The organism is Bradyrhizobium sp. AUGA SZCCT0160 (genome assembly GCF_018130105.1).
Taxonomy (GTDB): Bacteria; Pseudomonadota; Alphaproteobacteria; order Rhizobiales; family Xanthobacteraceae; genus Bradyrhizobium.
The window spans coordinates 250,195-271,520 of sequence record NZ_JAFCMD010000006.1; the positions used below are offsets into that span (position 1 = coordinate 250,195).

At 60.3% G+C, this 21,326-nt stretch carries 22 protein-coding genes; 15 read left to right on the forward strand and 7 right to left on the reverse strand.

All coding sequences use genetic code 11. The features are described 5' to 3' along the window. Positions 1-673: 673 nt before the first annotated feature. The 3 genes from JQ558_RS12940 (at position 674) to JQ558_RS12950 (ending at position 6,208) form a co-directional block, all read left to right on the forward strand. Positions 674-4,447 (forward strand): vitamin B12-dependent ribonucleotide reductase, encoded by a 3,774-nt coding sequence (locus tag JQ558_RS12940; protein WP_212293853.1) that lies wholly within the window; start codon positions 674-676, stop codon positions 4,445-4,447. Positions 4,448-4,526: 79 nt separating this feature from the next. Then, on the forward strand, positions 4,527-5,567 hold the full coding sequence (locus tag JQ558_RS12945; protein ID WP_212293854.1) for a ParA family protein: 1,041 nt from the start codon (positions 4,527-4,529) through the stop codon (positions 5,565-5,567). Further along, positions 5,564-6,208 (forward strand): hypothetical protein, encoded by a 645-nt coding sequence (locus JQ558_RS12950; RefSeq protein ID WP_212293855.1) that lies wholly within the window; start codon positions 5,564-5,566, stop codon positions 6,206-6,208. Before JQ558_RS12945 ends, JQ558_RS12950 begins: the two co-directional genes overlap by 4 nt. 508 nt (positions 6,209-6,716) lie before the next feature. On the opposite strand, the gene JQ558_RS12955 is transcribed toward JQ558_RS12950, so the two are convergent. The 5 genes from JQ558_RS12955 to JQ558_RS12975 form a co-directional block, all read right to left on the reverse strand. Continuing rightward, a complete protein-coding gene (locus JQ558_RS12955) occupies positions 6,717-6,884 on the reverse strand; it encodes a hypothetical protein (protein WP_212206605.1) in 168 nt (55 codons plus the stop codon). 634 nt (positions 6,885-7,518) lie between these two features. Further along, on the reverse strand, positions 7,519-7,665 hold the full coding sequence (locus JQ558_RS12960) for a hypothetical protein (protein ID WP_212206601.1): 147 nt from the start codon (positions 7,663-7,665) through the stop codon (positions 7,519-7,521). Positions 7,666-7,668: 3 nt separating this feature from the next. Next, complete coding sequence (locus JQ558_RS12965; RefSeq protein WP_212293856.1) at positions 7,669-7,815, reverse strand: hypothetical protein; 147 nt, start codon at positions 7,813-7,815, stop codon at positions 7,669-7,671. A 204-nt stretch (positions 7,816-8,019) separates the two neighbouring features. Then, on the reverse strand, positions 8,020-8,208 hold the full coding sequence (locus JQ558_RS12970) for a hypothetical protein (RefSeq protein ID WP_212273123.1): 189 nt from the start codon (positions 8,206-8,208) through the stop codon (positions 8,020-8,022). A 338-nt stretch (positions 8,209-8,546) separates the two neighbouring features. Beyond that, positions 8,547-9,038: a hypothetical protein gene (locus tag JQ558_RS12975; RefSeq protein ID WP_212293857.1), complete on the reverse strand. Its 492-nt coding sequence runs from the start codon at positions 9,036-9,038 to the stop codon at positions 8,547-8,549. An 868-nt stretch (positions 9,039-9,906) separates the two neighbouring features. On the opposite strand from JQ558_RS12975, the gene JQ558_RS12980 reads away from it, so the two are divergent. The 4 genes from JQ558_RS12980 (at position 9,907) to JQ558_RS12995 (ending at position 11,500) form a co-directional block, all read left to right on the forward strand. Next, the gene (locus JQ558_RS12980) at positions 9,907-10,074 is read left to right on the forward strand and encodes a hypothetical protein (protein ID WP_212293858.1); all 168 of its coding nucleotides are present in this window, start codon (positions 9,907-9,909) and stop codon (positions 10,072-10,074) included. Positions 10,075-10,266: 192 nt separating this feature from the next. After that, the gene (locus tag JQ558_RS12985; RefSeq protein WP_212206595.1) at positions 10,267-10,455 is read left to right on the forward strand and encodes a hypothetical protein; all 189 of its coding nucleotides are present in this window, start codon (positions 10,267-10,269) and stop codon (positions 10,453-10,455) included. Positions 10,456-10,637: 182 nt separating this feature from the next. Beyond that, positions 10,638-11,072: a hypothetical protein gene (locus JQ558_RS12990; RefSeq protein ID WP_212293859.1), complete on the forward strand. Its 435-nt coding sequence runs from the start codon at positions 10,638-10,640 to the stop codon at positions 11,070-11,072. A gap of 230 nt (positions 11,073-11,302) precedes the next feature. Continuing rightward, the gene (locus JQ558_RS12995) at positions 11,303-11,500 is read left to right on the forward strand and encodes a hypothetical protein (RefSeq protein WP_212293860.1); all 198 of its coding nucleotides are present in this window, start codon (positions 11,303-11,305) and stop codon (positions 11,498-11,500) included. 1,172 nt (positions 11,501-12,672) lie between these two features. Here the strand turns inward: JQ558_RS12995 and JQ558_RS13000 are convergent. Continuing rightward, positions 12,673-12,942 (reverse strand): hypothetical protein, encoded by a 270-nt coding sequence (locus JQ558_RS13000; protein WP_212293861.1) that lies wholly within the window; start codon positions 12,940-12,942, stop codon positions 12,673-12,675. 310 nt (positions 12,943-13,252) lie between these two features. Here JQ558_RS13000 and JQ558_RS13005 point away from each other — a divergent pair, with 310 nt between their 5' ends. After that, positions 13,253-14,089, forward strand: coding sequence for a hypothetical protein (locus JQ558_RS13005; RefSeq protein WP_249142444.1), 837 nt, complete (start codon positions 13,253-13,255; stop codon positions 14,087-14,089). Positions 14,090-14,283: 194 nt separating this feature from the next. Next, a complete protein-coding gene (locus tag JQ558_RS13010; RefSeq protein ID WP_212212866.1) occupies positions 14,284-14,499 on the forward strand; it encodes a hypothetical protein in 216 nt (71 codons plus the stop codon). Positions 14,500-15,473: 974 nt separating this feature from the next. Here the strand turns inward: JQ558_RS13010 and JQ558_RS13015 are convergent. After that, the gene (locus JQ558_RS13015; RefSeq protein ID WP_212293863.1) at positions 15,474-16,535 is read right to left on the reverse strand and encodes a dipeptidase; all 1,062 of its coding nucleotides are present in this window, start codon (positions 16,533-16,535) and stop codon (positions 15,474-15,476) included. Positions 16,536-16,756: 221 nt separating this feature from the next. Here JQ558_RS13015 and JQ558_RS13020 point away from each other — a divergent pair, with 221 nt between their 5' ends. The 6 genes from JQ558_RS13020 to JQ558_RS13045 all read left to right on the forward strand — a co-directional run bounded on the left by JQ558_RS13020 (position 16,757) and on the right by JQ558_RS13045 (position 21,296). Beyond that, positions 16,757-17,044, forward strand: coding sequence for a hypothetical protein (locus JQ558_RS13020; RefSeq protein ID WP_212212860.1), 288 nt, complete (start codon positions 16,757-16,759; stop codon positions 17,042-17,044). 139 nt (positions 17,045-17,183) lie between these two features. Beyond that, complete coding sequence (locus JQ558_RS13025; protein WP_212273112.1) at positions 17,184-17,528, forward strand: tRNA-binding protein; 345 nt, start codon at positions 17,184-17,186, stop codon at positions 17,526-17,528. 222 nt (positions 17,529-17,750) lie between these two features. Then, positions 17,751-18,635 carry a pyridoxal kinase PdxY gene (gene pdxY, locus JQ558_RS13030; protein WP_212293864.1) on the forward strand — a complete coding sequence of 295 codons (885 nt, stop codon included), beginning with the start codon at positions 17,751-17,753 and terminating at the stop codon, positions 18,633-18,635. A 95-nt stretch (positions 18,636-18,730) separates the two neighbouring features. Then, complete coding sequence (locus JQ558_RS13035; RefSeq protein WP_212212852.1) at positions 18,731-18,880, forward strand: bacteriocin; 150 nt, start codon at positions 18,731-18,733, stop codon at positions 18,878-18,880. Between the two features lie 164 nt (positions 18,881-19,044). Further along, complete coding sequence (hisC, locus tag JQ558_RS13040; protein ID WP_212293865.1) at positions 19,045-20,109, forward strand: histidinol-phosphate transaminase; 1,065 nt, start codon at positions 19,045-19,047, stop codon at positions 20,107-20,109. A gap of 104 nt (positions 20,110-20,213) precedes the next feature. Beyond that, on the forward strand, positions 20,214-21,296 hold the full coding sequence (locus JQ558_RS13045; protein WP_212293866.1) for a helix-turn-helix transcriptional regulator: 1,083 nt from the start codon (positions 20,214-20,216) through the stop codon (positions 21,294-21,296). Positions 21,297-21,326 lie beyond the last annotated feature (30 nt).

A 21,326-nucleotide genomic window follows, 5' to 3' on the forward strand; every position in this document is an offset into this window, starting at 1 on the left:
TCCGTAGCCTTACGTGAGTCTCAGGAGCGCAATCCCGGAAGGCCCGGAAGCGGTGAATAAATACTTGCCCTGTGAACAGCCGGGAGAAGCCTTCGCTCCACAGGCCCTGAACATTTTTTTCCTTGTCGAATCTGTGAGGACTCACTGATACTTGGGCCGATCACAGGCGCGCGATCACCCCCTGTTATCCCCCTCTTTCCACCATATTTAGTATTTGATTCAGGAACTCGTACTAGTCCTTGACGGGCGCAACGGACTTGGCCTAGCTTTCTTCCTGTTCGGCGCGAGTGTGTTTTGGGTCCCCGCCGGTCATCCCAAATGGGTTCCGAAACGACCACTCCGCCCGCCGGTTAAGGCTGCGGGTGAGGACTTTCTGCCCTCAAAAACCGGGCAGTTCGGGGCGTGAAAAAACGGGCCGGAACAGGCTCAAAGTGACGCGGTAAGTGGAGCGTTGGGGCGTTGATTGCATGACCTGGAAGGCCCGGATCGGGCCCGGCAGGAAGTGCCAGAGAGACAGACCGGGTTCACCGGTTGAGCTGCGGATCAAGGGATCAGGGTTGCCCGGGCTATTCTTATAGTCCCGACGGCAGCCATGGTTCGGGAGGTCCGCTCAAGGATAACATTCCGGAACCCGCGGTAGAGCGGACCGGTCAGAAGAAGACGGGGCACGACCATGCGAATCGAACGGCGCAACACGACTCAAGGCCAGTCACCCTACGCAGGGATTGATTTCAGATTAACGACATCGGAGATTCGCAATCCCGATGGTTCGATCGTGTTCCGGCTGGAAAATGTCGAGGTGCCGCAGTTCTGGTCGCAGGTCGCCTCCGACGTCCTCGCGCAGAAGTACTTTCGTAAAGCGGGCGTCGCCGCACGCTTGAAGAAGGTCGAGGAAGAGACCGTGCCGTCGTGGCTGTGGCGCTCGGTGCCCGACACCGAGGCCTTGGCCCTGCTGCCTGAGAACGAGCGCTTCGTCAGCGAACTCTCGGCAAAGCAGGTGTTCGACCGCCTCGCCGGCTGCTGGACCTATTGGGGCTGGAAGGGCAGCTACTTCTCGAGCGAAGAAGACGCGCAGGCGTTCTTCGACGAGTTGCGCTTCATGCTCGCAAAACAGATGGTCGCGCCGAACTCGCCGCAGTGGTTCAACACCGGACTTCATTGGGCCTACGGCGTCGATGGCCCCGGCCAGGGCCACTACTATGTGGACTGGAAGACCGGCAAACTCACAAAATCGAAATCGGCCTACGAGCATCCGCAGCCGCACGCCTGCTTCATCCAGGGCGTCGATGACGACCTCGTCAACGAGGGCGGCATCATGGACCTCTGGGTCCGCGAAGCCCGCCTGTTCAAATACGGCTCCGGCACCGGCTCCAATTTTTCGCGTTTGCGCGGCGAAGGCGAGCGCCTGTCCGGCGGCGGCCGCTCGTCCGGCCTGATGAGCTTCCTCAAGATCGGCGACCGTGCGGCGGGCGCGATCAAGTCCGGCGGCACCACGCGCCGCGCGGCCAAGATGGTCGTGGTCGACGCCGATCACCCCGATATCGAGACCTATATCGACTGGAAGGTGAAGGAGGAGCAGAAGGTCGCGGCGCTGGTCACCGGCTCCAAGATCAACCAGAAACACCTGAAAGCCGTGCTCAAGGCCTGCGTCAATTGCGAAGGCTCCGGCGACGACTGCTTCGACCCGGAAAAGAACCCGGCGCTCCGCCGCGAGATCAAGCTCGCGCGCCGCGCGCTGGTTTCCGACAACGTCATCAAGCGCGTGATCCAGTTCGCGAAGCAGGGCTACAAGGACATCGACTTCCCGACCTACGACACCGACTGGGATTCGGAAGCTTACCTCACGGTATCCGGCCAGAACTCCAACAACTCGGTCTCGCTGAAGGACGATTTCCTCCGTGCTGTCGAAACCGACGGCGACTGGAATCTGATCGGCCGCACCAGCAAGAAGGTGACGAAGACGCTGAAGGCCCGGGATCTCTGGGAGAAGATCGGTCACGCCGCCTGGGCGTCGGCCGATCCCGGCCTGCACTTCAACACCACCATGAACGACTGGCACACCTGCAAGGCGTCCGGCGACATCCGCGCCTCCAATCCGTGCTCGGAATACATGTTCCTGGACGACACCGCCTGCAATCTGGCGTCCGCGAACCTGATCACGTTCTACTCGACGACGACAAAACGCTTCGACGTCGAGGCGTATGAGCACCTGTGCCGGCTCTGGACCGTCGTCCTGGAAATCTCCGTGATGATGGCGCAGTTCCCCTCAAAAGCGATCGCCGAACTCTCCTACGAGTTCCGCACGCTCGGCCTCGGCTTTGCCAATATCGGCGGCCTCCTGATGACCATGGGCCTGCCCTACGACTCAAAGGAAGGCCGTGCGCTGTGCGGCGCGCTGACCGCGATTATGACCGGCGTGTCCTATGCGACCTCGGCCGAGATGGCCAAGGAGCTCGGCCCCTTCCCCGGCTACAAGAAGAACGCGGCGCACATGCTGCGCGTGATCCGCAACCACCGCCGCGCCGCCCATGGTGAAAGCCGCGGCTACGAGGCGCTCGCGGTCAATCCGGTGCCGCTGGATTACGCCAGCGTGCCGCAGACCGACATCGTCGAGCACGCCAAGGCCGCCTGGGACCTCGCGCTGCAACTGGGCGAAGCCCATGGCTACCGCAACGCGCAGACCACGGTGGTGGCACCGACCGGCACCATCGGCCTCGTGATGGATTGCGACACGACCGGCATCGAGCCTGATTTCGCGCTGGTGAAATTCAAGAAGCTCGCCGGCGGCGGCTACTGGAAGATCATCAACCAGGCCGTCCCCGTGGCATTGCGCACGCTCGGTTACCGCGAAGCTGATATCGCCGAGATCGAGGCCTATGCCGTCGGCCACGGCTCGCTCTCCAACGCGCCCGGCGTCAACGTCTCCACCCTCAAGGCCAAGGGCTTTACCGACGAAGCCCTGGCAAAGGTGGAAGCCGCGCTGCCGACCGCCTTTGACATCAAGTTCGCCTTCAACAAGTGGACCTTTGGTGAAGAATTCCTGCGCGAGACGCTGAAGCTCGCGCCGGAAGTGATCGCCGCCCCCGGCTTTGACCTGCTCGCCGCCGTCGGCTTCACCAAGCGTGAAATCGAAGCCGCCAACGTGCACATCTGCGGCGCGATGACGGTGGAAGGCGCACCGCATCTGAAGGCAGAACATTATGCGGTGTTTGACTGCGCCAACCCCTGCGGCAAAATCGGCAAGCGCTATCTGTCGGTGGAGAGCCACATCCGCATGATGGCGGCCTCGCAGCCCTTCATCTCGGGTGCGATCTCAAAAACCATCAACATGCCGAACGACGCCACCGTCGAGGATTGCAAGTCTGCGTACCTGCTGTCCTGGAAACTGGCGCTGAAGGCCAACGCGCTCTACCGCGACGGCTCGAAGCTGTCGCAGCCGCTGAACTCGCAGCTCATCTCTGATGATGACGACGAGGATGATGCGGTGGAGGCGCTCTACGAGAAGCCGATGGCCGCGCGCACCGCGCAGGTCTCGGAAAAGATCGTCGAGAAGCTGGTCGAGCGTATCGTCGTGATGCGCGAGCGCGAGAAGATGCCGGATCGCCGCAAGGGCTACACCCAGAAGGCGGTCGTCGGCGGGCACAAGGTCTATCTCCGCACCGGCGAATATGACGACGGCCGGATCGGCGAGATCTTCATCGACATGCACAAGGAAGGCGCGGCGCTGCGCTCCTTCATCAACAACTTCGCGATCGCGGTCTCGCTCGGCCTGCAATATGGCGTGCCGCTGGAAGAATATGTCGACGCCTTCACCTTCACCCGCTTCGAGCCGGCGGGTCCCGTGCAGGGCAACGACTCAATCAAGTACGCGACCTCGATCCTCGACTACGTGTTCCGCGAGCTTGCGGTCAGCTACATGAGCCGCTTCGACCTCGCCCATGTCGATCCCACCGAGTCGAATTTCGACGCGCTCGGCAAGGGCGTCGAGGAAGGCAAGGAGCCGGCCGACCACGGCCAGCAGGCGACCAAGTATCTGTCCAAGGGCCTCACCCGCTCGCGCACGGATAATCTGGTTGTGATGCGCGGCGGCTCGACCGCCGTCTCCTCCGGCTCCGACCAGGCGCCGACAGGCGGCTCCCGCGTCACCTCGCTCGCCTCCCACGGCGCAACCTCCCGCGCCGCCGACGCCGTCGAAGGCGCCGTCGCGCTGAAGCAGGAAGCCCAGCACGACCTGTCACCGACGGAAAAGCTGGAAGCCCTGCAATGGAGCAAGGCCGGCGCGGCACAAGCCGCCCAGCCCACCGTAACCAAAGCCGAACGCCGTGCGGAGGCCAAGGCGCGCGGCTACGAAGGCGAGATGTGCTCGGAGTGCGGGAACTTCACCCTCGTCCGCAACGGGACCTGCATGAAGTGCGATACGTGTGGAAGTACGACGGGGTGTTCGTGATCGACGAATTCAAAGAAGAAATGGGAAGGCCGCTCGAAAGAGCGGCCTTTTCTTCAAGAAAGCACCGCCAGGAAAAACGATGAGTAGAATTGTTACGCTCTATAACCACAAAGGAGGGGTCTCCAAAACGACCACAACCTTCAATGTGGCTCACGATTTGGCCCGCTCCGGAGTGAAGACGCTCGTGGTGGATGCGGATCCGCAGTGCAATATGACTGAATTACTAATGTTCAAGACGATCGAGGAATATGACGAACAAGGCATCGAAGATCTACCCGGAAAGAGCCTCCTCGACTTGCTCAAGCCCCGTATATCGGGAGAGACAGCGTCGATTGAAATCAAGAAGGAGGACATTGTTCCAATAACAGACAATCTGTCTATTCTCCGAGGCGACGTCAATTTGAGCACGGTCGAAGATGCGCTAGCTGAAGCACATATTCAGCGCTTCTCGACAAAAATTCACGAGAAGCGAACATATGTAGCTTTGGCAGACGCTCTTAGGCGGCTAGCTGCTTCCCAGGGATTTCAGGCGGTACTCATCGATGTCGGCCCCAGTTCCGGCGCCTTGACCAGAACCTGCTTTTTAAGCTGCGATGGATTTCTTGTTCCGACGATGCCCGACCGATTCAACGTGCAAGCAGTTCAGACATTGTCTGCAATTGTTGATCGATGGCTGTCTGAGCACGCGCAAATTGTGAGTGACTTTAAGGAACTCTCACTTCCTATCTCGCCGGGAAGGCCGAAATTCCTCGGTGGAATCATTCAAGGATTCAAGCTGTACAAAGGAAAACCCAAGAAAAGCTTCGCATATTGGATGAACAAGCTTCCCGGACGCTTCGACTCCAAGCTGATCGATGTTTTGAAAAAGCATTCTACACCTACCGATGATCTCACCAATGGATTGGGTGGCCACACGATCATTTCAAATATCCCCTACTTCGAAAGCCTCGCACCCATGATGCAGGCGACCGGAAAGCCAGTCTTTGCAATCACACAGGAAGACACTGCTATCATTGACGGCGGCCCGTGGCAGGGAAGTGTATGGCAAGACGCTCAAACCCGCATGGCTCTTTATGAGGTGGAACTGAAAACCATCTCGACCGCTATTATGAGCATATGATCACATTAGAGACCCGCATCGTCGCCTTCGTAGACTTGCTTGGCTACAAGGAGATGGTAATTCACGACTCGGAGGCCGCAGCAGGCGCAAATCAATACGTCGACAAGCTCTACAAAATTTCGAAGCAAGTAAAAGGAATGGTCGATCCAGCGATTGATCTAAAGTTCTTCTCTGATTGTGTGGTTCTGTCGACCGCACCTGTGTTTGCGTCCTTCCAGAAAATATGCAAGGCATGTCGCGATCTTCAGTCCCAATTTCTCGCGGAAAGCATTCTAGTCCGTGGGGGAATTTCCTTTGGGAAACACTTTAGTGACGCCGACTTTCTTTTTAGCCGAGGATTGGTGGACGCCTATCTGCTCGAAGTTGAAAAAGCCCGAACGCCCCGAATTATTGTCTCTCCCGATCTGATGGACTTGTTCCAAGAACACGCCACGAATTTTCTCGTTAGAGAGCGAGACGGGTTAGCGTTTGTTGACTATCTTGATCCAGAGGACAGAAATCAGATTGAGATCGCCCAGTCACTCATTGATCGTGGAATTGGAAATCCAATTCTAGCCGAAAAATTGATCTGGTTGGGCGAGTACGTAAATTTTCGCTTCGGCACTGCAAGCATCAAGCTTGCTGACAGGTTTAGCTCGTAAGCAGATTAGAGCCGAAAGCATTAAAGAGATGTCGAACTCTGGCGATTCAGACAAAGCCGAGCAGGTGCTCAACGTGTATGCCCGGAGCGCACCCATTGCTTACGAACGCCGATTGCTAGCGTTCATGGATGTTCTGGGGTGGAAGGACGCTATCCTTAGTTCAGAGCCCGTAGTGCGGATTGGAGCGAAGCGTAATCCGCCGCTTTTCGGATTCAGCCAAGGCGGCGGATTACGCCTTCGGCTAATCCGCCCTACCCCGCTGGCAGATTTGACCGGAGAGCGGAACGAAGGCGGGCCCTGCGGGGCTTCTGCGTGGCGCTCGTGCGTGGTGCTGAGGCTGTGATCGGTCAAGTTTGGGGGCGAGGACGCCGGTCACGATCCCGCAAAATACAAAATGGCCTCGCCAGACCAGAACTCCCGGCCCACCGAACTGGCGAACCGGGAGCGAGGTGCCGTGTGGAAACGCGGCGCCGATACTGCTCGGCCCGGCGCGTGGTAGCAAGGCGAATTATTTGGTGGGGCGCGTCCCAATCACCTTATGATCATCGCAAACGATGCGGATCGATCCGCCGCCCGTCACGATAGCGAGTTCATCGTTCGAGAGCCTGCCAGCTGCCAGGTGCAGCTTGCGAACCTCGATCACGTCGTCCTTACGCAGCTTTTTGGTCGTGCTCATAGTCGATCCTTTCGTGAGGCCCGCTCCGGCGGCCTCGGTTTGAAGTGGAACGCTTGTTGGACGACCCCAGCAAGAGATCGGTTCAATGAGTTTACCGAAGCCACGGACTAGAGCTCGTAGGGCGGATTGGAGCGACCTGTCCGCCGTAGCTCAAAGAGCGAAGGCGGAAGCGTAATCCGCCGTTTCGGATTCCCCAAGACGGCGGATTACGCTTCGCTAATCCGCCATACCGCGCTCGTATCGGTCAAGATGTGACAGCCGTCACTGCGGTCCGACAAAGCATCAGATGTGCTGCCCGACAGTCACGGGATAGTCCCGGGACGATCACCGGAGGAGCGATATCGTGAACACTGATATCAATACAAACGGAGACATCCGGCCGCTTTCTGCAAGCGAACTCGATGCGGTCGCTGGCGGCTGGTACTCACCTGCAATGACGGCAAGCAGATGTGGGTAGGAAATTTTCACCTGCCAGGTGGCGGGATTATCATCACCTCGCGGAAGGAAGGTGAAAAGAGCGTCACGACAACCGTTGTCGGTCCCACTTGAACCGCACCGGCGACGCGGCCCTCGTGCGTAAACGCGAGGGCCGTTTGTTTTCGCAGGCAGGAAAGCGAGCGCGGAAAGCTTTAGATCAAAGGCTGTAGCTTGCCACAAAAGCCTCTCTCAGCTTCACGACGAGAAAGTCCTTCTGCCCTTCGCCGGCTTTGCGTCCTCCGGTGACGTTATCGAGTTGTTCGTCGGAGATTTTGTCGGTCGATTGAACCTGCTCGGTCTTCATGGCTCACCCCTTAATGAACGCCAGCACGGCTTGCTGCATTTTGTCGGAGGTTTTCACCCGGCTTACGGTCGTAACGGGCGGAGACTTGGTGTCGCCACCGGTGACGGATTCGAGATCCGCATCGCTCAACCAAACTACCTTTTTGCTCATTGCCCCGCTCCGTGTTGTGGCGCTGTGCGCCGTTGAACTGGAGGGGAGCATGCCGGGCGCGGACCGGAGCCGCCGTGACGTGCATCACACAAGAAGAAAAAGCCCCACCGGTCAGCTCGCAGGGCGGATTGGAGCGCAGCGTAATCCGCCGTTACGCGTTTTCGAAAGCGGCGGATTACGCTTCGCTCCAATCCGCCCTACTCGCTAAGCGACCATAGTCCGGCCGCCGCCGAAGTTGATGTTCGCCCAGGGCGAATAAAACTGTTTGACCCAGTTCAGGTACTGGATCTCGCCTTCGATCGCGCGCCGGCCGCCGCTCACCTGGTCCAGGTCGGCAACCGACAATTCGACCGTGCTCTCCATGTAGCCGAGTTCATCGTTCCGCGTCTTCATGTTCTGCTCCGTTGGATAAGAAAGAAGGATCATCCTTCGATCCATCGGGTCAGGATGAGACCACGGCGATTCAGTTTCCGTGATTTGAATCACGTGCACCGCCGCCGCACGATCATTGCCAAGATCAGGTGGCCCGACGCGCGACGCTGCGTTTCCACCACGCGCCGGGCCAGTCAAACCATAGCGGGGTTGAGGGGCGCCGGTTTGACCGAATCGTTGATAGCCGAACTTCGTGGCAGAAACCGGCCGGCGCCGGGTTGTTCGCGTGATGGCTGACGGCTAGCGACGCGAATTCGATGAATCGGTTCGAGAGTGGCGGATGACGCACACCCTCCCCCTTACTTCTTGTTCTCCTCGCAAAACTTCAGCGCCGCCAGCGCTTCGCCCATGCGGGGGATCTTGATTTCGACGCTGTTGTCCTCGTCGTCCTCGAAATCGATCGTGAGCAGTTTTGCCTTGGCGAGCTTGTCCAGGATCGATTGCTGGAATTCGAAGGTGCCGCGGATGGCGGTCTTGTCGACGACCTCCCATTTCGCCTTCTTCATGATGTCCTTGTCGTCGGTGCCGACATCGGCCAGCAGGATCTTGCCGACCTTTTCCCACCCCCATCCGTCGTAAATCACGGCCACGACGATCGCTTCCTTCGAGTAGCTCAGCACGATTACGTAGTCGCTGTTGTCATCGTCCTTGTCGGTATAGGCGCGGGCCGCATTGCAATGATCGTCTCCGCTGCGCTTCTCCACCTCCCAGTCGCCAACCTTGGTTTGCGCCAGCGCCGGCACCGCCCAAAAGCCGGCGAGCAGCAACATCGCCAAAAGAATTCGTGTCATATCAGCCTCCGCCTGTCCCCGGGCCGAAATGACCACCTCCGGCAAGGAGTCGCAAGTCTCACAGCGCGCACGATTCGAAGCGGCTTGTCCGCAGCAGCTCATGAAGAGGCGTAAGCTCCGACGATTGAGACATCGACTGCAGAGAACCACGCAGCAGCACCGGCTTTGTTCTCCATCCGACTCCAGTCTGTTCGCAAAGAACGAATCGGAATCGCGCAAATCGACGCGGATCAATTCCTAACAACACGTTGCTTCGCGTTTGTGCGCGCTCATCACGACAAGCCCGCGACGACGTCGCGGGCTTTCGCATGCGGGCGCTCGCGTATCGGCGCCAGCGTGTAGGGCGGATTGGAGCCCAACGGGTCCGCGCAAGGCGCGGCCCCATGACAGGCTCCGGCGTAATCCGCCGCTAAGGATTCAGCCAAAGCGGCGGATTGCGTATTCGAGCAACGCACCTGTACTTTCCCGCTCTGGTAGCATTGGTTGATTGCCAAACCCGGAGATGACCATGAGATCGTGGTTTCACAAGCCTCTCGAGCGATGGAAAAGTCGAAATATGAAACTTGCCTGTCCCGCATGTGATCACCGGGCCTCCGACGACGCTTTCCGTCGCGGGCGGTTCATGTTGGGTGAAGAGACCCTGACATGTGAAAGGTCTCCTTGCGCTCGGACCAACCCGCTTACGCTGTGGCGCGCGGCAGGCTTTCTAGGGCCAATTGGAGCAAATTAACAAGCGTTAGGTGTGATGCGAACCATTCGCCCGACCGCGTTGCCGTTCCCCGCGTAACAGGGCGAACCTCGTCGATCCGTCATTGTCCTGTCCATGCCGATGCAATGGTGCATCGGAACGGCAACAGGAGAAGACAACATGGCACGCGCAAATTCGAATGAGACGTCGACTGAACTGACGATGGACGAACTGGACTCGGTCGCTGGCGGGATGGATACGACGACCAAGGTTTTCGCTGCGGCGTGCCTGTTGAACACGTCCTTCATGCTCGAAGCGATAGTCGCCATGGCTGTCATGAAGCAGTGAAAAGCATTTGTGCCTCGCCGACAAGCAAGCAGCGAAGGCGCGGGGCCGAAGCCCCGCGTCTGCTGGCGCCGCGTTGTGATGGTGGTCACACAGCAGCACCGCTGTGCGATCTGGTAAATCATCCAGTCCGTGATAGCATCCGTCCACAGTCGAAGCGGATAGTCGCTTCGTCTCGGCAGAGGAGAAGCGCAGATGAAAAAGTCTGATACGAACTCCCAGAAGTCCGCCGACAAAAAGGTCGAAGCGCCGGTTCAGCTCAAGCCGGAGCAACTCGAAGCCGTCGCAGGCGGCATGATCAGGCGCACCGATCCCAAGGGCACCGGCACGACCACGACAGGCGCCGTTGGGCCGAAGACGACCACCACCAAGCTGACAAGTTAGTTGATTCCAGATGCGGGATGGCGTTTGGCGCGTGATGCGCCGGACGCCGTCTCGAAGGCTTTTCAGATAAGCATTTGCGAGACTGAGCGTTCAAGGCAGAGCCGCGGATTGCGCTTCCCACTGCACACCCAACTGCGGTGAGGCAATCGATCGGCACCGGCCTTGAACCGGAGGGTCGTTTGATGTCCCGAGCATCCAGCCAAGAGATCGACTGCCCGAGTGCCCAGGCAACCGCTGATGGCGCGCGCGTCTTTGGCGTCATGACAGGCACACCTGAAGAACACAGGGTCGGCTATCTCACCGAGACCCTGCCGGTCTCCGAAAAGCTGCTGGCGCTGGCAGGACCGGCCAAGCCCACGCAACTTTTCCGAATTGCGGCACCGTGCGCCGGCGCCAGCGGCGGCTGCAAGCACTTCAAAGGCAACGCGTGCAGCCTGGCCGAACGCATCGTTGCGGGCACCCCTGTGGTGGTCAACGCGCTTCCTTCGTGCCAGATCAGATCCACCTGTCGCTGGTTTCGTCAGGAAGGCAAGGAGGCCTGCTTCCGCTGTCCGCAGGTCATGACGGATAAATCCAATGCCTCCGACTACGAGCGGCAGATCGCCGACGCCGACTGATGCGCTGAGGCGAAGGCGTAGACCGCTCCGCTCGCTGCGTCGCTTCGCGCGCAATTCAAATTTCGTGCACCACCGTGGGCTATGCTGCGGCCCGTTGCCCGGTTGCGCCTGGACTGCCGCTGTCGCCGGTCGCGAGGGCTGGCAGTGTGATCGCCGTCACATCGCGACGAGAACGGTACCGCTAAAGGTGGCCGCACCAGCAATCCCGCTGGCTTCAAAGGGGAATTATGATGACCAATAATGACGCGAGCGAAGTTCTGAATGTGCGCGAGCTTGATGCGGTGTCTGGCGGCTTTATGCGGCTCCCCCTAGTGGCGGTCAAAGTGCTGGAAATCAAAGGCGGAGGAACGGGCGGTGGTGCGGGTGGTCAGAACGATGCGGCCCAAATGTTTCAGCAGATTATGCAGCAACTGACCCAACAGGGGTAAGCGCACCGGGTGCAGGCCGACGCGGCGTGATGACTGTCGGCGCGGGACCGTCGTAAGGATGGCGACCTGCGCAGTCGGCGGCAAGGTACGGTGAAGGCCGAAAATCCGATGCGGGTACCGCGCGACCGCGACGTTTGAGGATGTTTGCGATCGCGCATTCCCGGCTTTAATTTTGTGTACGACAAGTACACAAAGGCGGTGAGCGCTGTCGCGTGTCGCATGGGGCCAGCGGTAACCTGCTCGGGGATGCTGTGCGCTTTTGGCGGAGTTCAGCAAAAGTTTGGCGTGCGCTCACAAGTACCGCTGTGTCCGGAATGATACCCGACACGCATGCCAAAACAGTCAAGACCGCTTTGCGTGCACCAGCTGCGACAAATCAACCCGACGGGCAAATCACTTCTGATTTACGGAAATCCTGTCAAGCCCCGAAATAAAAAATATTTCTGTTTACCAGAATGAAAATCAGGTGCATATCTTTCGCCATCCCGTCCTACTCAGAAGGGCGTCGGCCGTCGTCACGGACGTTGGACGGGTTGCGGTGGACGCCGATGTTGCGGAGACGTAACGCGACAGAGGCGTACGGCGAAGACGCGTGGTCCTGGCGCCCGTTGCTGGCGTTAAGTTCCTGTGAGGCCAAAAGCTGATCAGGGGCGACGGAGTCAATCAAGAACTCGTCTCCGGGGAGAGCGCGATATAAGCCGTAAAGCCATTGCGCAGGGAATGTCGGATGTTCTCCGCTGCCCTGTATGCTCGTGTGCACTTTGTTTTGTGCAAACCGCACACGAGACCGCGGGTGCAGCGCGCATCCGGCATTCCCTGCGCCCTCCTTCAGGAGGGTCAAGTCGCAAAACTCGGACGCTTCACGCCGCGAGATCGCGGACGCATGGACCATCATTGTCATGATCGAAACCAGCGAAGCGCCCTACCGGCCTGGCCCCTGCGCAGCATGGATCAGCCAAGGCGGCTTTGTTCTCCATCCGACTCCAGTTTGTTCGCAAGGAACGAATCGGAATCGCGCAAATCAGCGCGGATCAATTCCTAACAACACGTTGCCTCGCCGTTGTGCGCGCTCGTCACGACAAAAAGCCCGCGACGACATCGCGGGCTTCTTGCAAGCGCGACAGGGTGCTCGTGCGTCGACGCCGGTTGAAGCGCCGACCAAGCATCTGTCCTCACTGAATGGCGCGGCCGATGGTTTCGCTGCGGCCTTGGGCGGTCGTGATCTTGCTCCGCGGTGTCAGGACGCTGAGCTGAACTGATGTGACCGACGTGGCGGCCGGCGATGCTTGCTGGACGTTTTCAGCGCCCATCACCTGAAGCTGCACGGCCGAGACCGGCAAGCCTGCCTTTTCGTAAGACGGCAACTCGGCTGCGACAGCGCCGCCAGCGGCCGTGATCGCGAACATGGCGGCGGCAGCGACGGACAGGGAAATCTTCTTCACGGCAATTCTCCTTCGATGGCTTGGAACGGGGATCTAGGTGTCATTTGCTGCGTCGCAATAGTTCAATGCTGCAACGCACAATAATGTGATGCTGGAATGTGATGAACCGAGAAGCTTCGCTGCAAGTTTCGCGTGCGGGCTACGCTGGCTGGCGACGGATGCGGCGCGCTCGCAAAGGTCAGAGTTCCTTCCGTAGTTCTCCGGCCGTGAACATAGTTCCGCCTCCTCGGCTGCGTTAAAACGCAGATGTGCGGATCGCTATCAGGCGGGTGCCATTGCATGTGATACGGAGCACCAAATGGATTCCACAATGAGCAACAGGCTCGCCGAAGGGCAGATCGCGAGCCTGGAGGAGCAGCTTTCGAACCTGGCGCGCGAGGCGGGATTTAATCCTTCTACCCCGCCGCGGACGCCTCACGCCCCGCCGGCAACGAAGCATCGCTTGGCGGATTGGCGCCATGTGGCTGTCGCCGGTTGCCTGTTGGCGGCATGCATGGGTGTCGTCGCGTGGTGGTGGTCATCCTCCCCTAATACCGCGATGACGGCAGCCCCCTCAGCTCCGATAGCTCTGGCACAGGCGGCGCCGGAAGCCGCTGCACCGAAGGACGCCGCACCTGTCGCTATTGCCCCGTCTGCCGCGTTGGAGCAGCAACTCCAACCGATGGCGCGCGATCTCGCTGCCGTGAGGCAATCACTCGAACAGCACAAGGCGACGCAAGACCAACTGATCCGCGACAATGAAAATCTCAGAAGCCAGTTGGCGGCGGGGCGGGAAGAAATCGCGCGCAACAACGGCATCATCGAACAGCTTAGGGCGACCCAGATCCAGATGGCGCGCGAAAGCCAGACGCTGACCGAACGCGTCAACGCAAGCCAGCAACAACTCGCCCGCATCATCGCCAGCGCGGCAGAGTTAAACACGCTGCCCGAAGAGCCAAAGGCGATGTCCGAAGTGCCAAAGGCGATGTCTGAAGAACCAAAGATGATCCCTGAAGAGCCAAAGGTGATGCCCGGAACGCCACTGCCGCGGCCGCGGCAGCCGGCCAATGTCGCCCAGACGCAAAAGCCGGCGCCAGCCGCGGCGCGGCCGCAAGCCAAAAAACCGCAATCGTCAGTGTCATGGCCATGGTCGCCGCGCAGCCCGTAGAGCCATAGGTGGGCCGCGCCTTGCGCGGATCCATTGCGCCAATCTCCTACCGAGGAGCGCGCTTGCGGCGTTTGGATTCGCGCGCCCGTAGTTCTACCGGGACAGCCTTTGGCTGCGTACGGCGCATGCAGAATCATGGCATGCAACCTGCATGGAGTTAGTTGACCGGGAATTTCCTATCAACGAAGGACACCATGCTCGTTACTCTTGTCGCCGTTCTCTGCAACGGCCAGCTATGCCTGGAGAAAGTCGTCACCAACAGTGAGCAGTCAGGCATCACCATGACCGCCTGTATGGTCAACGCGCAAATCGGCATTGCCGAATGGCTCGCCAAGGGTCCGTATCACCAATGGAAACTGCAGCGATACAAATGCATCGCGGGCAAATACGTGCCCAAAGACCAAGCATGAATGCGCCGCCTCTCGGATGAGAGGCGCCGCCCTCGCCTGCTAGCGCACCACGTCGCGCTTGACGTTGGCGACATGTTTGCCAACCATTCGCAGCCTGCACGGCGGATTCGCGGAGCGTAATCCGCCGCTACCTGTCTCAAGCGATGGATTGCGCCATTGCAAGGGCAATGCCTGCGATGGGGATGACGTTTGCGGGGCCGCATCACGAGATCTATCTCAGCGATGCACGCCGGATGCCGCCGGAAAAGCTCAAGACGATCCTGCGGCAATCGGTCAGGAGCGCGGGCTGAGGCCCCGCCCTTTGAACCAAAAGCGCGCAGCCTGCGACCAATATTAATCCGCGCCGTACACGCGCCGCGTTCCCGGTTTCGAGGTCGCTCGCTTCAATCGAATTCCCGGGAAAGAGTGGTAACTGCGCCCGTAATGTCGGATATCGAACAGACGACCGAACCCGGAACGTACTTAAATTGGTCACTGCCTGAGTCGCGCAATTAATTATTATAACCAGTTGGCATCATTGCATTTTAGCCGGAAAGACCTTTTCACCATTGCATAGTTTCAGGGATGGATCAGGAAACCACCAGATTGGTCGCCGGCACTCGTTTTAAGATGAGTGAACTCGGTGCCGCTCGATGCCCGGAACTGGCCGGGCAAACTGGGATCGTTGTCGAAGTGAGCCATAGCAACACGGGCGTTACCGTGTTGTTCGATGGCGCCACCAGACCAACGGCCCTGCACAGGGATTTTATCACCCCGATCTCGAATAACGGATCGTGGGGCGGTCCAAGGGCTGGCTCTGGAAACACCAGTCCGCCCCCGAAGTGAAGTTCACGCCCGCCGGCGCCGACCTGTTTGCGTGAAGCAGGTCCGCAAAGTTGCGCGACCAAAAGCTACCCTTTCGGAGTACCCCGAATTTTCCGAGGATCGCGCGAACGACAGGCAGCAGGCGTGGTCGGGAGCGACGACTGCCGGTTTCAGCCAATCGTTCGCTCGAGCAGATTGAGCCAATTGGTCGAGCCCAGCTTCTTCAACAGCGGTTCGGAGTATCCATTTTGCCGGAGAGCCCCGATGAGCACCGGCAGCCCAGCCGCCGAGCCGATTTTCGCCGGCACGGTCGCGCCGTCGAAATCCGATCCAAATCCGACGTGGTCCTCGCCGAGCTTGTCGATGAGATAGTCGAGCTGGCGCACCATCAGTTCGACATCCGTATCGGCGGCCATGCTGCCGTCAGGGCGAAGAAAGCAGGTCGCGAAGTTGAGACCGACCATTCCTCCGGAATCGCGGATCGCGGCCAATTGCCGGTCGGTCAGGTTTCTCGGCGAAGGACACAACGCATGCGCGTTGGAATGCGTCGCGACCAGCGGCGCCTTGGAAAGCCGCGCGACATCCCAAAAGCCCTTTTCGGTGATGTGCGAGAGGTCGATGAGGATCTTCATTTCGTTGCAGACGCTGACGAGCTTTTCACCTGATACGGTCAGCCCGTCGCCGGTATCCGGCCCGCCGGGAAACTGGAACGGGACGCCATGACCAAAAATGTTATTCCGGCTCCAGACCGGCCCCAGCGAGCGCAGGCCCGCTGCATACAGCACCTCCAGAAAATGCAGATCACCGTCGATCGCTTCGGCGCCTTCCAGATGCAGCACCACCGCCAGCGCTCCGCGCTCGATCGCCGAATGGATCTCCGCGGTCGTCTTGCAAAGCGCCACGGCGCCCTGCGATCCCCTGACAATCCGCATCAGGATCGCCAGCTCACCGGCGACGGATTTCCGTGCCTCTTCGATGGGAAGTGGATCGGGAAGCGGCACCGCATAACGGCCGCCCGTCATCTGCTTGCTGAGCGACGCAAAGTTGCCTGGCGATGGCGAGTACATCGCGAACAGACCGCCGACCAAAGCTCCGACCCTGGCTTTTTTCAGGTCGATATGGCCGGCGTCTTCGCCATCAAGGAAATCGGACACCACGTCGCTGGATTCAGACTTGTAAAGACGCAGCAGGACATCGTTGTGGCCGTCGAAGATGGAAATGTTGGTGGTCATTGTTTACAGGTGCCCCGTGACAGATATCGCGAGTTGCGAGATCGCCTGCAATTTTCCGCAGAACCGATCCCTGTGCAACCTCTAATGAGCAAGTAGCCCGCTGCTTGTCGTCCCTGCGAACACGTACGCGGGGACGATTAGCGGGAGAGATTCCGGAGGAACAAATCCGAGGCCAAAGCATTATTCAGCCAGCATCACGCATCGAGTTGGAGCTATGTGTGATGACCGCGGACGCATTTGAACTCCGCCGCTTTGTACAACAGCATTTCCTTGGCCGTATATCGTCTGTGATGTTCGATCCCGGCTACCGCAATCATCTGGCGCTCATCGCGGACGGTTATGATGTCAGAGTATTCCTCGACGATGAGCTGCAGGATGGCTGTATTACCGCAGACCCCGATGAGGGTTTCGTCCAGCGGCGTGCCTTTCTCAGATCGTCAGGGATCACCGACATGCGCCGGGGATCTGTATCGATCAAAATATCGAAAAAAGTCAGTAGGACGGATTGAGCCGCAGGCGTAGTCCGCCGCCTTGGCTGAAACGAAAATGGCGGCTACCGCGCCTCGCCGCCTTGCACGAGACGTCCATCGGCTGGGTTGCCTGCGCAACTCACTTCCGGTGACATCGCGAATATGCCATACGCAGGACATGTCCGCTCTGAAACCCCCGGCCACCTACGACGATTTCGCCCGTCTCGACATCCGGATCGGCAAGGTCGTGGATATGCAGCCGTTCCCCCGCGCGCGCAATCCCTCCTTCAAGGTCGGCGTCGACGTCGGCGCTGACAGGATCATGTGGTCGAGCGCGCAGATCACGAACTATGAGCCCGCAGCCCTGCTCGGCTCGCTGGTCGTCTGCGTCTGCAATCTGGGTGCGAAGAACATCGCGGGCTTCACATCCGAACTGCTGATCCTCGGCGCAAAGGACGCTGATGGCAGCGTGATCGTCCTCGGCCCGCGCAGCGAGGTGGCGATCGGCGAGCCTGTGTTTTGAGTTAGTAGCGTTGGATGATCTGTTGTCTTCCCTTCTCCCCTTGTGGGAGAAGGTGGCGCGAAGCGCCGGATGAGGGGTTCTCTCCTTACGGCAGGCTTTATCGTGGGGATAGAACCCCTCACCCGTCTTCGCTTCGCGAAGCCACCCTCGCCCACAAGGGGAGAGGGAAACAAGTGAGCATCCTGGATTGCGCTGCGCTCCATCCGGGCTACATTCGATTTCATGACCGTTATCTCCATCCAGTCCCAGGTCGCTTACGGCCATGTCGGCAATTCTGCCGCGGTGTTTCCGATGCAGATGCACGGCATCGACGTGATTGCGGTGCCGACGACGTTGCTGAGCAACCGGCCGGGCTATCCAACCATCCGCGGCCGGGTGCTGGAGGCGCAATTGGTCGCCGATCTCCTGCTCGGAATCGAGGAGCGTGAGGCGGTCGATACTTGTCAGATGATCGTGTCGGGCTATCTCGGCTCGGCTGACATTGCCGCTGTCGTCGCCGACTTCGTCGCACGCGCCAGGGCCCGCAACCCGGCCCTCTGCTATGTTTGCGATCCGGTGCTTGGCGATCGCGACCGCGGCCTGTTCGTGAAAGCCGACATCCCGCCGCTGGTGCGCGACCGGCTGTGCGGCCTCGCCGACATCATCACGCCCAATCATTTCGAGTTCGAGTGGCTGTGCGGGGCGAAGGCCTCCACATCGGATCAAATGATCGAAGCAGCGCGCGCACTGATGGCGCGCGGTCCATCGACGGTCGTCGTCACGTCGGCCGAATTGTCTGATACGCCTGACGGCGAGATCGAAACCCTCGCCATCGAGCGGACACGCGCCTGGCGTGTGCGCACGCCGAAACTGCCCATCAGCCCGAATGGCACCGGCGACCTGTTCGCCGCGCTCTTCGCTTCCGCGCGCGTTCAGAACAAAGCCACACCGGAAGCGCTCGGCCACGCGGCGTCGGCCATATCAGCCGTGCTGGAGCGCACCGCGGCGCGCGGGACGGAGGAAATGCGGATTGTCGAGAGCGGGCCGGAGCTTGTTAATCCGAAGCGGCGGTTCGACGCGGTCGCCATTGGCGGATCGTGGGTTCAAACCCCAACCGGCCAGGCGTGACGTGAGTCACGGAACTCGCATTCGGCAGGCGGCATGCTCCAGATCACAGAACGGGACGCGGTGGTCGCGCACCCCCTGCCACAGGGAGAAATGCCATGAACGCCGATAAAGCTGTGAATGCCAAGATCGATGCGCTCTCCGACAAGGAACTCAACGCCGTGTCAGGTGGACGCCATCAGGTGAGTTTGAAGCAGTACGAACTCCTCCTCGAGATTCGGATGATGATGGACAGGCAGAAGTCTTAGGCTGACTTAGCGACAGCGTAATCCGCCGCTTCTGGGGTTGTCCGGAGCGGCGGATTACGCCCGTTGGCGCGTGCGTCCACCCGAGACGTGTTTTCGATGCCATTGCGGCGCGCAATTGATAGTGTCATTCCGAACCCGGAATGACGACGCCCGCTGGAGAAGACATGAGCCGTTTCTGGAGCCGCCTGACGCACGACCTGAAACCCTATGTGCCGGGCGAACAGCCCCGCATCGCGGATCTGGTCAAGCTCAACACCAATGAAAGCCCGCTGGGCCCTTCCCCGCGCGTGCTGGAAGCCATCCGTGGCGAGGCCGCCGATAGCTTGCGCCTCTATCCGGATCCGCAGGCGTCAGCGCTGTGCGCGGCCCTCGCCACCTACCACCAGGTGCGCCCCGAGCAGGTGTTCGTCGGCAACGGCTCGGACGAGGTGCTGGCCCACGCCTTCGCTGCCCTCCTCAAGCACGATGCGCCGTTGCTATTCCCCGACATCACCTACAGCTTCTATCCGGTCTATTGCCGCCTGTTCGGCATCGCCTATGAGGCCGTGCCGCTCGATGAGGCCATGCGGATCTGGCTCGTCGATTATCGCCGCCCCGCCGGCGCGATCATCGTGCCCAATCCAAATGCGCCGACCGGGGTGGCGCTGTCGCGGGCCGAGATCGCTTCCCTGCTGCAGCAACACCCCGATGCGCCCGTTGTCATCGACGAGGCCTATGTCGATTTCGGCGCCGAGACCGCGATCCCGCTGGTCGCCTCGCACCCGAACCTGCTGGTCGTGCAAACCATGTCGAAGTCGCGGGCGCTCGCCGGCTTGCGCGTCGGCTATGCGATCGGCGACGCCGGTCTGATCGAAGCGCTGACGCGGGTAAAGGACAGCTTCAACTCCTATCCGCTCGGCCGCCCTGCCCAAGCCGGCGCCATCGCCGCATTGGAAGACGAAGCCTGGTTTCAGCAGAGCCGCGCCAGCGTGATCGAAGGCCGCAAGCGGCTTTCCCACGGCCTGGCCCGGCTTGGCTTCGAGGTGCTGCCGTCCTCCGCCAACTTCCTGTTCGCACGCCATCCGGCGCATCAGGGCGCGGCGCTGGCTGCAGCGCTGCGCCAGCGTGCGGTGATCGTCCGCCATTTTGCCGCGCCCCGGATATCCGACTATCTGCGGATCACGGTCGGTACCGACGGGCAAACCGACCGGTTGTTGTCGGCACTGTCGGAAATCCTGGGTAGCGCGTAACGGGCAAGGTTGGCGCCGGAAAATCGGGCTGGTTGTTGCCTTCCCAGCGACCCCGGCGTAATTTCTGAGCAGCTTCAGATTCTAGCTTGCGATCGGGAGAACCCTTGCCAGCGTGGAATTTCGGCCCCGCCGAACAGGAATTTGCCGAGGCTGGCCTTGATCCCGCGCGCTGGGTCCAGGCGCTCACTTCCGTGGCCGCGGCCACCGGGAGCTTTGGCGCCGTCATGCTGCCACTGTCGGGCGATGCCCTCCCGAATGTTCCCTATACGGAAAGTGTTTCCAGAGTGATGGAAGACTATTTCCGGGATGGTTGGCACTCGCAGGACGAGCGAATGCGCACCGTCCCGACCCTGACGCAGCGCGGGGTCGCTGACGATTTCGACGGCCACAGCGCCGATGAGATCGCCAAACATCCCTATTACCAGGAGTTCCTCGGACCGCACCGGCTGCGCTGGTACGCCGGCGTCAAGGTCGCCTGCGGCGACGACCTGTGGGCGGTGGCGCTGCAGCGAACGATCGATCAGGGACCGTTTTCGGCCGACGAGAAGGACGAGTTGGCGCGCATATCGAGTCGGCTTTCGAGCGGCGCCGCGATCGCCCGCGCGCTCAGCGCGTCGGCCGCGTCAGGCGCGCTGGAAGCTTTTGAAATGAGCGGCACGGCGGTGGTCCTGATCAACCGCCATGGCAACGTATTGAAGGCCAATGCGTCGGCCGAGCGTCTTCTGGTCGATGATGTCAGGATCGTACAGGGCCAGCTGACCGCCAAGGATGCGCGGGCGACGACGGCCTTGAACCGCGCCCTGCACAATCTGCTGTGGCGTCCGACCGGTGGCCTTTCCGCGCCGGTCGCGTTGCCTCGTGCGACCGGCCGGCCGCTGCTTGCGTACCCGGCGCGACTTTCCAGTTCGACCGCCAATGCACTGGCTGATTGCCAGGCCATGGTCATTCTGATCGATCCCGATAGCCGATCTCCAACGCCGGAAACGAACTTGCGTACGGTGTTTCGCCTGACCCAGGCGGAAGCCAGGCTCGCGACGCAGCTGTCGCGCGGCGAGTCCCTGGAAAACGTCGCCGATCAATTCGGGATCGGAAAGGAGACCGCGCGGAGCCAGCTCAAGAGCATCTTCGCCAAGACCGGCGTGCACCGGCAGGCCGAGCTGGTCGCGGTGCTGGCAAAGCTGCTGTAAGCACCTGCACGCCCCCTGTGACCGACGAGG